Source organism: Lacrimispora sp. (genome assembly GCF_036758025.1).
In the GTDB taxonomy this organism is placed as follows: domain Bacteria; phylum Bacillota; class Clostridia; order Lachnospirales; family Lachnospiraceae; genus Lacrimispora.
Genome location: NZ_DAIOXM010000009.1, coordinates 103,810 through 119,730 on the forward strand (window position 1 = coordinate 103,810; position 15,921 = coordinate 119,730).

The window sequence follows — 15,921 nt, forward strand, 5'->3', positions numbered from 1 at the left end:
AAATCTCCTACTTCTTTAATAGTTTTCCCAACTCTTCCATAAATGTATTCACGTCTTTAAATTCCCGGTATACGGAAGCAAAACGGACGTAAGCTACTTCATCCACTTCCTGCAGCTTTTTCATAACAAGCTCTCCGATGACAGTGCTCTCCACTTCCTTTTCCTCCCGGTTAAAAATCTGGGTTTCCACCTCATCCACCATGGTGTCAATCTGCCTGGAAGATACGGGGCGCTTATGGCAGGAATGCAAAATTCCTGATTCTATTTTGGAACGGTCATAGACCTCTCTGGAATTATCTTTCTTAATTACCATGAGAGGCATGGTTTCAAGCTTCTCATAGGTAGTAAAACGCTTTCCGCATTTTTCACACTGCCTGCGGCGCCTGATGGAGCTGTTATCTTCTGCAGGTCTGGAATCGATAACCTTTGTATCTGCTTCATTGCAAAATGGGCATTTCACCTCTTTGATCCTCCTGTCTTAGATCCTGTACATTAGCGTAATCACTTCACACTTCTTATGTATATCATAACTTACAATCCCTGATTTCGCAAGCCCTTCTCCCTCTATATCCCGCATCTTTCCGTGGCCCTATCCAGATCCACATTTACCAGAATAATATCAGGCCCAACCTGGCGTATGTCGCAGAAAGGAATTACATATTCTTTTTCCCTGACCAGAAAACCGCAAAAGCAGCCGGGACCGGGAACAATAATTGCCAGAAGGCAGCCCGTCTCCATGTCAAGGTCTACATCGCCCACATAGCCCAAACGCCTGCAGTCACAGATGTTGATCACTTCTTTTTGTTTCAGATCGCAAAGTCTCATAGCTTCCCCTCATTCTCCCGGCATAACTTTCTTACCTTATTCTATGCCCGGGAAAACTTCATGATACGGTTCTGCCATAGAAAAAGCCGTCATAGATGCAGTATCTGCTTCCATAACGGCTGTCCCCCCGGCTGCCCGAAAAACTGGGGCATACCGGAGTATTTGTAACCTATTCCGACAGTTCCTATTAGAAAGAAGGAACTACAGCACCGTCATAGGTGTCTTCCATAAACTTTTTCACTGTTTCGCTTGTGAGAGCTTTCACAAGAGCCGCAGTCTTTTCGGTGGACTCTTCTCCTGCGCGGACTGCAACGATGTTGCTGTATAAGGTTGCTGCAGTAGACTTAGAATCTTCTACGGACAGAGCCTCAGATACCTTTAATCCGGCTTCAATGGCATAGTTTCCATTGATAACTGCAATATCTACATCGCCTAAGGAACGGGGAAGCTGTGCAGCCTCTACTTCAACGATCTTGAAATTCTTGTCATTCTTTACAATGTCATTCTTTGTTGCTTCCAGACCAACGCCTTCCTTTAACTCGATCAGACCGTTGTCAGCCAGTAAAAGAAGAGCTCTTGCTTCATTGGAAACGTCGTTGGGAACTGCAATCTGAGCTCCGTCAGCCAGGTTCTCAAGGCTGTCGGACTTTCCTGCGTAAATGCCGAATGGCTCATAGTGAACAGCTGCTGCGCTCACAAGGTCAGTGCCTTTTTCTGCATTGAACTGATCTAAGTATGGCTTGTGCTGGAAGTAGTTGGCATCTAAGTCACCGGACTCAAGTGCCAGGTTAGGCTGTACGTAATCGGTATATTCCTTGATTACCAGATTGTAGCCCTCTTCCTTTAACACATCCTTTACAGCATTTAAAATCTCTGCGTGGGGCGCTGGAGTAGCTCCTACAATAATATCCTGAAGCTCGCCTGCAGCTTCTGCTGTTGTTGTCTCCTCTGCTGCTGATGCTTCTGCTGAAGTCTCAGCCTCTGTCTGTGCTGCTGTTGTGGGAGCAGCTGCATTTCCGCCTGAGCATGCTGTTAAAGCGCCTGCTGCAAGAAGAGCTGCTGTTAAAACATAAAGTGATTTTTTCATAATTTGTTTCCTCCTTAAATTTATATGTAAGGCCTGTCGGCCGTTACTATCTGATGCGCTTGTCACTTTTCCTGGACATTCTCATTCCTGTTTCCTGAATACCCTGGACAATGATAACAAGAATTACTACTGTCACAAGCATCATTTCTGTCTGGTAGCGGTGATAGCCATAACGAATGGCTATATCGCCAAGACCGCCTCCGCCTACAAATCCGGCCATTGCTGAATAAGCCAATATGGTTGTAACAGAAAGAGCCGCGCCGATTAACAAAGAAGGCTTTGCCTCCGGAAGGAGAACCTTCCATACAATCTGAAAGGCAGAGGCCCCCATGGATTTGGCAGCTTCCATGACTCCGCTGTCCACTTCTTTAAGGGAAGATTCCACCACTCTGGCCACATAAGGAGCTGCACCAATGACCAATGGCGGGATAATTGCTTTAGGTCCCAGGGTGGTTCCCACAATCAGTCTTGTCAAAGGCATTACCATAATCAACAATATGATAAAGGGCACAGAACGAAGCAGGTTTATAATCAATCCCAAACTCCGGCAAAGCCAGGGAATGGGATAAATTCCATCTTTATCCGTCACTACCAGAATAATGCCTAAAGGAAGCCCAAAAAGATAAGAGAAAAAAGAGGAGGTCAGAACCATAAATAAAGACTCTCCTATTCCTGCAATCAACATATTAATCGTTGCCGCATCAAAGGTCATGTGCCTTCACCTCCTCATGTGTAATTCCTGCTGATTTCAAATAATGAAGCACCCGGTTCTGGTCCACTTCATTTTCAGGAAGCTGAATGACCATTTGACCCATGGCTGTTCCATTGATATCCTTTGTTTCCGCATGCATAATATTCACCGGAACCTTGCAGGCTAAAATCATATTGGCAAGAACCGGTTCAAAGGAAGAACGTCCGTCAAAGGAGATTCTGACCCTTCTGGAGTCTCCGAACTTGGTAACCTGCTCTGCTGCCTCTCCCAATATGAGCTGGCGGCCGATTTTAGACTTTGGCTCGGAAAATATATCTGCTACCCGGCCTACCTCTGCGATCTGGCTCTGGTCAATAATGGCCACCTTGTCGCAAATGGCTTCTATTACAGACATTTCATGGGTAATGACCACTACGGTAACTCCCATGGAACGGTTGATTTCCTTTAAAAGTCCAAGGATGGATTTCGTTGTATTGGGATCCAAAGCACTGGTTGCCTCGTCACAAAGCAGAATTTTCGGATTGGTAGCCAGGGCTCTTGCTATGGCAACTCTCTGCTTCTGTCCTCCGGATAACTGGGAGGGGTATGCCTTGGCCCGGTCTTTTAAGCCCACCATTTCCAAAAGCTCTGAAGCCCTTTTCACTGCTTCCTTTTTCGGCACGTTTGCAATCTCCAAAGGAAAGCAGACATTCTGAAGGACATTTCTCTGGGACAGCAGGTTAAACTGCTGGAAGATCATGCCCATGGACTGTCTCGCCAGTCTCTGTTCCCTTGGGCTCATGGAAGCCAGGCTTTTGTTTTCAAAAACCACGTCTCCCGCAGTGGGAACCTCCAAATAGTTGATACAGCGGACGAGAGTGCTCTTTCCGGCTCCGCTTAAGCCGATAATTCCAAATATTTCTCCCTGCTCAATGGACAGGTTGATATTTTCCAGGGCTTTAATCGGGCCGCTTGTGGTATAAAACTCTTTCCCAAGCCCAACCAGCCGGATAATAGGTTCTGCTGACTGCATTTGTCCAATTTCCTTTCTTAAGGTAAAAAGGGCCGCAGGCCCTGTACAGACCTGCGGCCTGGTAATTCCAGCATTCTTCTGCTCCGGCCAGTCAAATCACAATCTATACAGTATTTCCATTTCCCTATAGGTTAACTAGGATTTACTTTCTGAGCCGTATTTTACCCTTTATTACCGCATTTGTCAATACTTATTTTCATATTGTTCCTGAAAATAATTTTATCAGGAGCAAAGGTCCACAATGACCTGTGCAAAAATCTTTGCGCTCACCACCAGCTCATCAACTACCGCATACTCGTCAGCTCCATGCATACGGTTATCGGTTTCCGGCATAGCGGCTCCGAAAGCGACTCCATTTTTCAGGTTGTGGACGTAGGTTCCGCCTCCCATGGAAACGCATTCTCCCTTGCGTCCGGTATAGCTTTCATAAGCCCGCAGCAAGGTCTTTATAAAGTCAGAATTTCCATCCACGTGATGAGGAGGCTTCATGGAGTCATTGTGAAGGGTGAAGCCCTTATCCGCCATGTTCTTTCTCACTACCTCCAACACATTTTCATTGTTGGAGCAGATGGGGCATCTGCTGTCAAAGGTTCCTTTCAGTCCGCAATCAGTTACCTGTAATAAACTGAATGCCAATGTAAGGGCTCCGGAAAGCTCGTCGCTCATAGCAATTCCCAGAGATCTTCCTTCGGTGTCTCCGTGAGGAATCAGCTCTATAAGATTGCGGAGCATGGTGACCTGTTCACACTCTGCCAAAGGAAGCTCTGTCAGGAAAGTTAAAAGTCCGGTAAGAGCGTTGTTTCCTTCGTGAGGTATGGAAGCATGGGCGCCAGAGCCGATTGCAGTGATGCTGGTATCTTCTCCCCTCAACTCCAGTTCAAAGCGGATTCCGGTCTTATCCAGACAGCTTTCTGCAGTCTTTTTTAAGATTGACGGTTCCACACCTCTGACAACTGCTCCTGCCACTCCGGGAACTACGTTAACTTTGATTCCCGCCTCCAAGCTGACCAGCTTGGGAAGTGCCTCAGAAGGTGTCCACTCTGCTGTAAAGTGGCCGTTTAATCCGCCTTTTTCCGTATTGACTACAGGAAATGCTCCGTCAGGAGAAAAGGTCATGGGAGCTTCCTTTTCAACGGCATAGTAATGGGCAATATCGGAACTTCCGCATTCCTCGTCTGTTCCCAGGATCAGACGTACGTTTTTAGTCAGGGGAATGTTCAGTTCCTTTACGGCCCGCATGGCATAGAGAGCCGCTACCGCAGGTCCCTTGTCATCTGCCGTTCCGCGGCCAAACAGCTTTCCGTCCTTCACCACCGGTTGAAAGGGCGCTGTTTCCTTCCAGCCCTCTCCCGCAGGCACTACATCTAAGTGAGCCAGAATATCAAGCTGGGAGGCTTTGTCATTCATATCTATGGTTCCCACATAATTGTCATAATTGTTAATGGAAAATCCGTAGGACTCTGCCATAGTTAAGGCTTCAATCAAAGCATCAAAGGCACCCCTTCCGTAAGGCATACCTTCCTCGTAAGACATTTTTTCACTGTTAATCCGGCACAAGGTACAAATGTCTTCGATCATTTCCTGCTTGTGAGCCTCTATATATTCCTCAATCATTTTTTTATACATGTTGTCTTCCTCTTTTATGATTTCATCATGGCTGCCAGAAGTTCATTGACCACTTTGCCGTCTGCTTTTCCTTTTACCTTTGGCATGAGAGTCTTCATGATCTTTCCTTTGTCTGCAGGACTTGGAGTTTCAATTCCAAGTTCTTCAAGAACAGAGAGAATCACTTTCTTAATCTGGTCCTCGCTCATGTCCTCAGGTGCAAATTCCTTGTATACGGAAATCCGGAATCCTGCTTCTTCCCGGATGTCATCCCGGTCAGCCGGAGCTGTCTCATAGGTTTCCTGGGACTGCTTCAGTTCCTTTTTCACTACTGCATCAGCTTCTTCCTCGGTGATAGGAGTATGGTCTTTTTTGTCAATTTCAAAATTTTTCAGTGCCGCAAGAAGCATGGAAAGGGCATCCTTTCTCTTCTTGTCCTTTGACTTCATGGCTTCCACCATGGCGGCTCTCACTTCATCTATTCTGCTCATTGTCTGCTGCCTCCTTAATATTTTCTATGAAAATCATTTTCCCTTCTTAATTCCGTCCGAATTCAGAAAGCTTCAGGTCAGGATTGCGGTCCAGAACCATGCCCACGCTCCAGCTGTTGACGAATAAAAGAAGCGGGTTATCTCTTAAGTCCTTGATGCGCTTCATGTCAGAGGTTCCCTGAAGCTTTGCCACATCAATTTCATGCTTATTTTCGATCCAGCGGATGTGTTCATATGGAAGCTTTTCAAGCTTTACCTCTACATTATATTCATTTTCCAGGCGGTAAGTCAGTACTTCAAACTGCAGTTCTCCTACTACACCTACAATGATTTCCTCCATGCCGGTGTTGAATTCCTGGAAAATCTGAATGGCACCTTCCTGGGCGATCTGATTGACTCCCTTGATGAACTGCTTTCTCTTCATGGTGTCCATCTGGCGCACCCTTGCAAAATGTTCCGGCGCAAAGGTGGGGATTCCTTCGTATTCAAACTTTTCGCTGGATTTACAGATAGTATCCCCGATGGAGAAGATTCCCGGATCAAACACTCCGATAATATCTCCTGCATAAGCCTCTTCCACGATCTTTCTGTCCTGGGCCATCAACTGCTGGGGCTGGGATAACCGCATCTTCCTGCCTCCCTGCACATGGTTTACTTCCATTCCTGCGTCAAACTTGCCTGAAACAATCCGCATAAATGCAATACGGTCTCTGTGAGCCTTGTTCATGTTGGCCTGTATTTTAAATACAAAAGCGGAAAAGTCCTCTTCAAAAGGATCTACCACTCCAGTGGTGGTCAGCCTTGGAAGAGGGGAAGTCGTCATCTGAAGAAAATGCTGCAAAAAGGTTTCCACACCGAAATTTGTCAGGGCTGAACCAAAGAATACAGGAGATAAATCTCCTCTGCCGACCCGGTCCATATCCAGCTCATCACTGGCTCCATCCAGGAGTTCAATATCTTCCATAAGCTGCTGGTGGAAATTTTCCCCGATCATCTCATCCACGTGGCTGTCTCCTAACTCAACCTCTGTGGCCTCCACTTCCTTATGTCCGCCTGATGCTGCGCGGAAGGTGGTAATGGACTTTTTAAAGCGGTCATAAACGCCTTTGAATTCTTTTCCGCAGCCAATAGGCCAGTTGACCGGACAGGTGCGGATGCCAAGAACTTCCTCGATCTCTCCCATGAGTTCAAAGGGATCTCTGGCTTCCCGGTCCATTTTATTAATAAAGGTAAATATAGGGATATGGCGCATAACGCAGACTTTAAACAGTTTGATGGTCTGGGCCTCCACACCCTTGGAACCGTCGATGACCATGACAGCGGAATCGGCTGCCATCAGAGTACGGTAGGTGTCCTCAGAGAAATCCTGGTGGCCGGGGGTGTCCAGAATATTGATGCAGAATCCGTCGTAATTAAACTGCAATACAGAGGAGGTGACGGAAATGCCCCTCTCCTTTTCAATTTCCATCCAGTCAGAAACCGCATGCTTGGCTCCCTTTCTTCCCTTTACGGTTCCCGCCAGGTTGATGGCTCCTCCGTAAAGAAGGAATTTCTCGGTCAAGGTGGTCTTTCCTGCATCAGGGTGGGAAATAATGGCAAATGTTCTTCTCTTCTTAATTTCTTCCGCTATGTTCACTAAAGTAGCTCCTCCAAATCTTACGTCTCAATCTTATCTATTGTAGTATGATTCTATTCATAAGTCAAGATTCACTGTTTTCTGGTTTAACAGTAAAATTCAGCAATATGCCTTCTCAAATACAGGATTTATATAATTAAAAACACTGGGGACCTTCGGCTATATATGTGATACAATCCAAATATACAATTTGACTTATATTTAACTGCCTTATGTATAAAATTACAAACAAAAGTGGAGATGATCCAGCAGACTGAGAAGAATTTTCTGATCTGAATTTGAACAGCTATTCTGGTGATTGGATTTTGGGGAATAATCTGGATATGGAATCAGATGGCGGAATATCACTGTCTTTGACAGTTTCCGGCAGCGATATAAAAGCAGTTATTTCAGCATAACCCCCTGATTATAATCGTCTGGCTGACGTCAATCTATCCGGATCGCTTCAGGATAATTATGGCGAGTTTTATTATGATGACGACGGAAGGGGACATGCTGAAAATGTATACTTGCGTTTTTCATTAACCCCTCAGACTAATACTATAATCCAGTGGGCATAGACAAATACTCCACCGAAAACCGGAGTAATACTCCTCTATTTAAATAAGGTATTAATTACAGCTGCAATTGCTTCTGCCAATGCTTTATGCCCGGCCCCATCCATATGAAGCTGATCGGAACCCGGTCCAGCCACACAAGATGCATCCAGGAACTCACATCCGCTCTTGATTGCGATTTCTTTGTAAAAAGGCGCAAGCTGCTGCGCTTTTCTGGCAGATTCCTCATCGACTGATTCGAAAATACTATGAGATATTTCTTCTCCCATATGAATAGGTGATACGATCAGAATCTTCGGCACTCCAGCATCAGGACCATAATCAAACCTTTTGACAGTTTCCACCAAACGGCTCATCCCCCGTGCTATCACACGCTCAGATGCACCGAAAAAACTCTTGCAATCATTTGTGCCAAGAGAGAGGATCACAAGATCCAAAGGTTTGTGACTCTGCAGTGCCACAGGCAAAAAAGTAAGACCGCATCTCCCAGGCTCCAGGGGGTCTTCCCACACTGTGGTACGGCCTCCCATCCCCTCTTCTATAATCTGAAAATCGCTGCCCAGAATCTGCTGCAGCCTGCTGGTCCAACGCACGCCATATGGGTGGCGTGCCGGAGAACCGTCGGGATTGCTTCCATAAGTATTTGAATCACCAAAACATAAAATTGATTTCATTGTATGCCTCCTCCAAAATAAAACAAGTCATATATCCGTCTTACCCTTTGACACTGCCTGCTGACACACCTTCCACAAAGTACTTTTGTGCACTGAAAAACAATATCGTTCCAGGCACAAGCGAAACTACGGACATTGCCAATACCTGATTCCAGTTGGCGGCACTGGTGGCGTCCAGGGACATACGCAATGCCAGAACGACGGGATATTTGCGCACACTGTTGATATAAATCAGTGAATTAAAGAAATCGTTCCATGTCCAGATAAACTGGAATATCGCAGCAGAGAACAGAGCCGGTTTACACAGCGGCATTAAAATGTGCCAGTATACCTGAAATGAGTTGCAGCCATCAATGGTTGCAGCTTCATCTAAAGCTCTGGGCAATCCCCGAAAAAACTGGACCATCATATAGATAAAAAACGGATAACAAGCAAAAAGTGCCGGCATAAGAAATGGAAAATATGTATTTAACCAGCCCAGCTTATTATAAAGCAGATATCTGGGAATTACAAGAACAGAGTTGGGCAGCATCAGTGTGGAAATCATGAGTACAAACAACTGCTGCTTAAGCCGGAAGCGGAACCGCGCAAACCCATAGGCCACAATGGAGCAGGAAAATACAGTGAACGCCATCGTGGGCAGTACTATCAGAAATGTATTCTTGTAATAAGTTGTATAAGTAATACGGCCTGTACCATTCCATCCCTTTGCAAATGAATCCCAAATCGGTTCCTTGGGCAGCAATGACATGGACCCAAATATTTCTGAATTTGTCTTAAAAGAAGAGAAAAGCATCCAAATCAGTGGATATAACATGAAAATTCCAAGTAAGATCATGACCACATGGGTAACAATTGTAAAAATACGTTTTTTACTGCTTCTGTTCATTAGAAATCACCTCCGTCTTCATAGTAGGTAACGGCTTCGGAGAATCGGAAAAACACGCCTGTAAAGCACAGTATGATAGCAAACAGTACCCATGAAAGCGCACTGGAGTATCCCATGTTAAAGTATTTGAATGCTTCATCATACAATTTGAGCGCATACAAATACGTGGCATTTAATGGTCCTCCGTTGGTGATAACAAATGCACCGGTAAAGTCTTGGAATGCATTTACCATCTGCATCAGCAGATTAAAAAACAGTACCGGAGTAATCATAGGAAGTGTTATGAAGAAAAATAAATATAATTTCCCCGCACCATCAATTAATGCCGCCTCATACAAATCCTCCGGCACCTGCTTGAGGGCAGCCAAAAACAACACCATGGATGAGCCAAACTGCCATACGCTGAGCAAGCTCAAAGTAAAAAGTGCAAAACCCGGTTCTGAAAGCCACGGCACAGATGAAAATCCCATTTGCTTCAGCATCTGGTTGACAAGGCCTCCATCCATGAATAAGAAACGCCACAATACGGAAATTGCCACACTGCCCCCGAAAATTGAAGGAATGTAGTAAACCGTTCGATAAAAATTAATTCCTTTGAGTTTCTGATTCAGAATCAGAGCAACAGCCAGCGCAGCAAACAACTTTAGCGGAAGGGATGTAAACACATACTTGAATGTATTAAACAAGGAGTCTGCAAACAGCCGGTCGTCTGTAAACATGCGTATATAATTTTCCAGCCCTACCCAGACAGGCTTTGTAGTAATATTGTAATCGGTAAAGGAATAATAAAACGAGGTCGCCAGCGGATATAGCTGAAAAAACAAAAAACCAAAAATCCAAGGAAGGATGTACAAATAACCAATGTATGCTTTCTTTTTAAAACCATGATGTTTCATATGGCACCAACTTTCATTTTGATAAACCGCCCCGGCTTTTACTGATTCAAAGCCGGGGCGTCTTTTTAAAACAATTAAGATTGCAGTGAATCCAGCTTTGCCTGAACATCTGTAAGGAATTTCTGTGCTGCTTCCTGAGGTGTCATTTTGCCGTACACCACATGCTCACAAATATCCTTTATGATATCAGCTACTTCGCTGTTGGTCTGAATCATAGGAGTCCTGGCTGCAGGAGCCGCGGTGGCCCATTTCAGCATCTGTGAAATTTCTGTGCTGACCTGACCGTCTTCCTCCAGCGCTTTCAGTGCAGTACTGTTATTGGGAACAGAACGTTTCGTTCCCAGCAATAGAGCTGCTTCCGGATCAGTCATAAGCCAGTTGGCAAAATGTGTGGCTGAATCTGCATTTTTAGAACGGGCACTCACTCCAAGGCCCATAGCTGAAGTCAGCTGGATATTTTGGTTATCACCATCCTTGGCAAACGGCGGCTGCCCAACGGCAAAGCTTCCTTCGGAAAGAGAGCCTTTATACTTATCCACTGTCGCCGTCCAGTCCACTGTAAAACCGATTTGGCCATTCAGCCACTTTGGATTCTGCTCCATCTGCCCCGTAAAGAGACTTGCCTCTCCCAAAGGCTGTGCTGTTCCGCTTGTAAATAACTGCTGCAGTATATCGAATGCCTGAGCAAGTTCCTCCTCGGTAGCCTGTACCTTGGCACCATCATCCGTTGCCCAATAATGACCTGTCTTTGAGTAGATGTAAGCACTGAGGACAAATGGGCTGATGCCGCCTGTAGTAGTGCCGGATTCAATGGCAAAAAGGTAATCATCAGGATTTTCGTCATGAACCTTTTTTCCGGCTTCAATCATATCTTCCCATGTCCAAACAGTATTTACATCAAGGCCATGCTTAACAAAAAAGTCCTTGTTGATCATGGAGCCAAAGCCGCTTGTATTCATGGGAAGGCCGATTACACGCCCATTTACCGTCATATAATCGCTTAAGGCCTGTTTCTGAAAACCGGAAATATCCACCAGATCACTGTCTGCCATATCCACAAACATGGTTTCCTGCCCTTCCCACTCGGGATTCCACACATAATCCAGCTGCATCAAATCCGGCTCTGTACCGCCTGCAAACTGGGTCATCAGTTTCTGCTGGTAACCATCATAGCCCTGGTACTCTCCCTCAATCGTCACATTGGGGTACAGCTCCATATAATGATCAATTGCCGCAAGAGTCGCTTCATGACGTGCGTCAGACCCCCACCAGGCAAAACGCAGAGTCACTTTCCCGGCGGAAGCCGGATCAAATTTTGCGGCAGCTTCCGTTTGGAACTCAGCAGAAGAAGTATTTGCAGACGAAGACGGTTCCGGGGCAGGTGCTTTGTTGGAAGAGGTGGTGCAGCCGGAAAGCAGACTGATACTCATTGCAGCAGTAAGGGCAATACTCAATACTCTCTTTTTCATATTTCTACTCCTTTTTCTTTATCTTCACCAAAACATGTGCACAATTACTTGGTTTGTGTTTATATTATAAGAATAAACTGTCATTATTAACAGTGGTTCTCTATGCTATATTAAATCATTTTTTATATTCTTTTTTGAATTCCAATCATAAAATGCGAAAAGCAATCTTTTTTTGTCATACAAAAAACCCGCACCGAAATATTCAGCGCGGGCATAAGCTCTCCTTATTCTCTGATGGGGATAGAAAACCTGACGACCGTTTCTACGCCGGGCACACTCTCAATGGAAAGCGATGCTTCTGAATCATAGGCAAGCTGGAGACGTTTATTTAAATTATACAGACCGATGCTCTCCTCCGGCATATCCTCGCTCTCCAGCTGGGTCCGGATTTCAGACAGCCTTTCGGCAGTGAAGCCCGTGCCGCTGTCCCATACCGAGAAAAAGATGCGCTCACGGCTGCTTGAAATGGAAATCCGGATCAAACCGTCTTCCTTATTGCGCAGACCATGGGAAATACTGTTTTCCAGTATCGGCTGCAAAAGAAACTTAATGCACCTGCATTCCCTAAGCTCTTTCTCCACATTCCATTCCACACAAAATGCATTATCAAAGCGCAGACTCTGGATCTCAATGTATTTGGACGTATGGGTGCATTCTTCCTCGATCTTCACATACTGTTCACGGTTGACCAGAGTATAATACAGTACGCTGGTCAGCAGATCAATCATATGACTGGCATCATTGGCTCCGCCTGTAAGTTTTACCGTCTTCCAAAAAATATTTTTCAGAGTATTGAATAAAAAGTGGGGATTTAACTGGGATTGAAGGAAGGAAAAATACATTGCCTCCAGGCGGTACCTTTTTTCCGCAAGCTGTTTGTCCAACGCATTGCGCTCCAAAAATCCTCTTACAATCCCCTGGGTGATATATCCATAAATATCCGAATCCTGCTTCACATCCGGCAATGGATCACCATGTTCGGCACTGTCCACCAGATTTACAATAGCACCTACTGCTCTGGCATTGCGCCGGGTGGCAAAATAGGCAGCTATAATACCCATAGCAAAGGCAGCGGCCATCACCTGTCCCACAAGAATTGCCACTGGCTGGGCCTGTTCCCACACAATGCTGTTAGGAATTGCCGAAACGCAGGTGATTCCAGATGCCTGGTTGGTGTCTGAAAGGAAAAATGCATCTTTTTGCAATGGCTGTTCCATATCCACAGCAGCACCTCCCTGACACAGCACCTCTCCCTGTTCGTTCATCAAAAGGATGGACTGCTGCTCATAGGCCACACTTTCCCTGCATAGAGAATTCAAATAATCCTCACGGATATTCAGCACCAGAACACCGATTGGCGCATTTTTATCCGAAGCATATAGCCTCTTATACACGCTGACTACCGGGGTCTTGTAACGTCCGGAATCATTCTGGCGGATTTCTCTCGGTTCAATCCATTGACGGCGGGTAATTGGCATCTGTCCCGTACGCTCCATCCATTCCGTATCATAATGATTAAAGCTGTTTGCCAGCCCTACTGTCGAGGCAAAAAAATAGCCCTTTTCATTTTCCAGATAAATATACAGGGAATGAACAAAGGGCTTGCAGTTCACACTGGAATCCACAAAGGATTTAAACATATACGCCGTGTCCATCTGTTCCTTACCAATATAGCCGTTTTCCAGAAGATCTTCCAGCCTAAGCATAACATGAGGAGAAACACTGTAATTCAGACTCTGGGCATCCGCTTCAGACAGTATCAGCTCCATGCTTTCTCTTAAAGCAGATAATGCACGCTCATTGGCGGAATTCACCGCTTTTTTTGCATTGTCATAAACAAGGAACATGGAAAGCAGGCCGATCAGCAGTACGGCAAGCAAGGTGGGGACCGTCATCATGGCAAAGTTTTTCAGGAAAAAACGCCGTTTCATTTATCGCACTCCTCCCAGGTAACGGCCCGCCCCAATTTCTGGGAGCGGTAATTATGGGGAGAAACATGATAATACCTGCGGAATGCGCGGGCAAAATTGACAGGATTCATGTATCCCATCTGTTCGCTGATCTCATAAATTCTGTACTGAGGCTGCTCCAGAAGTTCTGCGGCAAGGTGCATCTTCTGCTCCAGCACATACTCAGAAAATCCCATACCTATACGCTGTTTAAAATAACGGCTTGCATAGGAAGGACTCAAGTATGCAGCCTCTGCTGCACCTGCCAGAGTTGCCGTTACCGGATCCTTATCCACATACTGACGCATGGCAAGAATAATACAATCCGATTCTTCCTCGCCATTGCTGACTTTTTTCTGCTTGGCCGATGCCCCATCAAGGCGCTTGCGAATCTTTTGAAATGCATCAATCAGTTCTTCATATTCCATGCTCTTCAAAAGATAATCCATACAGCCATAGCGAACTGCCTGACGGGCATATTCAAATTTTTCATATGCTGTAAACAGTATAATAGACGGCTTATACGGCATGCCTGATTCATGGATTTTCTGAGCCAGCTCCACGCCGTTCATGCCCGGCATCATCACATCACTCACCACAACATCCACAGTATTGCACATGATATAATCAAGGGCTTCCTGAGCACCGGAAAAACTTTTTACTACGGAATAACCAAGAGTATTCCATGGAAAATACTGGGCAAACCCGGAACTGATCTCCTTTTCATCATCTACAATAACAATTTGATACATACAAATCATCCTTCCCAATACAATCATATACTGTTCTTCTCATGCAGGCTCTGCATCTATTATACAGTACTATTTTTGCAAATTATAAACCCCTGTTCTCTTCATCAGTAAAATACTTCTTTGTAAACATTGACTTCTCAACGTTTCTGCCCTGCAAAAATTTCAGAAAGGAGGCGGTCCGCCACTTCTTCCTTAGTCATTTTTTCCAGAGAAATCTCCTTTTCTCCGGTGATAATGGTTACCACATTGGTGTCTGTTCCAAAACCGGCCCCATCCACTTTTAAATTATTGGCGACAATCATGTCAATGTTCTTTTTTTTCAGCTTCGCCCTTGAATTTTCCAGCATGTTCTGAGTTTCCATGGAAAAACCGCAGAGAAACTGTCCATCTCTCCGATGCTCTCCCAGCCATTTTAAAATATCATCCGTCCGCTCCAGCTCAATGGCCATATCTCCGTCTGTTTTCTTTGTCTTTTCTGCTCCCACATTCTTTGGCCTGTAATCTGCCACTGCGGCAGCCTTGATGATGGCATCCTGGTATTCAGCCTCGGATGTAACCGCATCAAACATATCCCTGGCGCTTTCTGTTTCGATGATATTTACAAACCTGGGCTTGGGAACACCGGTCTTTCCGGTTACCAGAGTTACCTCAGCTCCCCGCAGGGAAGCGGCTCTGGCAATGGCATAGCCCATTTTTCCGGTAGAATAATTCGTGATAAAACGAACCGGGTCAATGGCTTCTCTGGTCGGCCCTGCCGTTACCAGAATTTTCTTTCCCTTCAAATCCTTTTCGAAGGCAATCTCTCTTTCAATGTAATCAAAAAGCTCTTCTGGTTCCGGCATTTTTCCGGCTCCGGTATCACCGCAGGCCAGATAACCTACGGCAGGCTTGATCACTTCCATTCCGTAGGATTGGCAGGTTCTTAAATTGGCTTGGACAATGGGGTTTTCGTACATATTGGTATTCATGGCAGGTGCTATGATCTTCTTGCATTTGCAGGCCAAAACTGTGGTAGTCAGCATATCGTCTGCCAGCCCGTGAGCCAGCTTTGCGATCACATTGGCACTTGCCGGGGCGATCATTACGATATCTGCCTGCTTTGCCAGAGATACGTGCTCCACCTGAAACTGGAAATTCCGGTCAAAGGTATCTACCAGACATTTGTTCCCTGTTAAAGTTTCAAAAGTAATGGGATTAATGAAATTGGTGGCATTTTGGGACATCATAACATCTACCCTGCATCCCTTTTTAACCAGCATGCTGGCAAGCCCCGCTATTTTATAGGCGGCAATGCTTCCTGTCACACCTAAAATCACATTTTTTCCTTTCAGCATAAGCACCTCCTATGGAACTTTCTTGTTTTTCAT

15 protein-coding genes are annotated in these 15,921 nt (G+C 45.4%); all 15 read right to left on the reverse strand.

Translation table 11 applies throughout. The features are described from left to right. Positions 1–7 precede the first annotated feature (7 nt). Positions 8–460, reverse strand: a complete 453-nt coding sequence (gene nrdR, locus V7M78_RS09885; protein WP_333648959.1) for a transcriptional regulator NrdR — start codon at positions 458–460, stop codon at positions 8–10. Between the two features lie 104 nt (positions 461–564). Beyond that, the gene (locus V7M78_RS09890; RefSeq protein ID WP_333648961.1) at positions 565–825 is read right to left on the reverse strand and encodes a PRC-barrel domain-containing protein; all 261 of its coding nucleotides are present in this window, start codon (positions 823–825) and stop codon (positions 565–567) included. Positions 826–1,012: 187 nt separating this feature from the next. Next, the gene (locus V7M78_RS09895; RefSeq protein ID WP_333648963.1) at positions 1,013–1,912 is read right to left on the reverse strand and encodes a MetQ/NlpA family ABC transporter substrate-binding protein; all 900 of its coding nucleotides are present in this window, start codon (positions 1,910–1,912) and stop codon (positions 1,013–1,015) included. 46 nt (positions 1,913–1,958) lie between these two features. Beyond that, on the reverse strand, positions 1,959–2,624 hold the full coding sequence (locus tag V7M78_RS09900) for a methionine ABC transporter permease (RefSeq protein ID WP_333648965.1): 666 nt from the start codon (positions 2,622–2,624) through the stop codon (positions 1,959–1,961). Continuing rightward, the gene (locus tag V7M78_RS09905) at positions 2,614–3,636 is read right to left on the reverse strand and encodes a methionine ABC transporter ATP-binding protein (RefSeq protein WP_333648967.1); all 1,023 of its coding nucleotides are present in this window, start codon (positions 3,634–3,636) and stop codon (positions 2,614–2,616) included. Before V7M78_RS09905 ends, V7M78_RS09900 begins: the two co-directional genes overlap by 11 nt. A 222-nt stretch (positions 3,637–3,858) precedes the next feature. Next, complete coding sequence (gene pepV / locus V7M78_RS09910; protein WP_333648969.1) at positions 3,859–5,262, reverse strand: dipeptidase PepV; 1,404 nt, start codon at positions 5,260–5,262, stop codon at positions 3,859–3,861. Positions 5,263–5,276: 14 nt separating this feature from the next. After that, entirely contained in the window at positions 5,277–5,732 is a 456-nt protein-coding gene (locus tag V7M78_RS09915; protein WP_333648971.1) for a GatB/YqeY domain-containing protein, read from the reverse strand. Positions 5,733–5,778: 46 nt separating this feature from the next. Beyond that, positions 5,779–7,368 (reverse strand): peptide chain release factor 3, encoded by a 1,590-nt coding sequence (locus tag V7M78_RS09920; protein WP_333648973.1) that lies wholly within the window; start codon positions 7,366–7,368, stop codon positions 5,779–5,781. A 595-nt stretch (positions 7,369–7,963) separates the two neighbouring features. Further along, a complete protein-coding gene (locus V7M78_RS09925; RefSeq protein ID WP_333648975.1) occupies positions 7,964–8,599 on the reverse strand; it encodes an SGNH/GDSL hydrolase family protein in 636 nt (211 codons plus the stop codon). A gap of 40 nt (positions 8,600–8,639) precedes the next feature. Further along, complete coding sequence (locus V7M78_RS09930) at positions 8,640–9,488, reverse strand: carbohydrate ABC transporter permease (RefSeq protein ID WP_333648977.1); 849 nt, start codon at positions 9,486–9,488, stop codon at positions 8,640–8,642. Further along, positions 9,488–10,384: a carbohydrate ABC transporter permease gene (locus tag V7M78_RS09935; RefSeq protein WP_333648979.1), complete on the reverse strand. Its 897-nt coding sequence runs from the start codon at positions 10,382–10,384 to the stop codon at positions 9,488–9,490. Before V7M78_RS09935 ends, V7M78_RS09930 begins: the two co-directional genes overlap by 1 nt. A 74-nt stretch (positions 10,385–10,458) precedes the next feature. Continuing rightward, positions 10,459–11,853: an ABC transporter substrate-binding protein gene (locus tag V7M78_RS09940; RefSeq protein WP_333648981.1), complete on the reverse strand. Its 1,395-nt coding sequence runs from the start codon at positions 11,851–11,853 to the stop codon at positions 10,459–10,461. Between the two features lie 224 nt (positions 11,854–12,077). After that, complete coding sequence (locus V7M78_RS09945; RefSeq protein WP_333648983.1) at positions 12,078–13,784, reverse strand: cache domain-containing sensor histidine kinase; 1,707 nt, start codon at positions 13,782–13,784, stop codon at positions 12,078–12,080. Beyond that, positions 13,781–14,554 (reverse strand): response regulator transcription factor, encoded by a 774-nt coding sequence (locus tag V7M78_RS09950; RefSeq protein ID WP_333648985.1) that lies wholly within the window; start codon positions 14,552–14,554, stop codon positions 13,781–13,783. Before V7M78_RS09950 ends, V7M78_RS09945 begins: the two co-directional genes overlap by 4 nt. Positions 14,555–14,691: 137 nt before the next feature. Then, a complete protein-coding gene (coaBC, locus tag V7M78_RS09955) occupies positions 14,692–15,888 on the reverse strand; it encodes a bifunctional phosphopantothenoylcysteine decarboxylase/phosphopantothenate--cysteine ligase CoaBC (RefSeq protein WP_333648987.1) in 1,197 nt (398 codons plus the stop codon). Positions 15,889–15,921 lie beyond the last annotated feature (33 nt).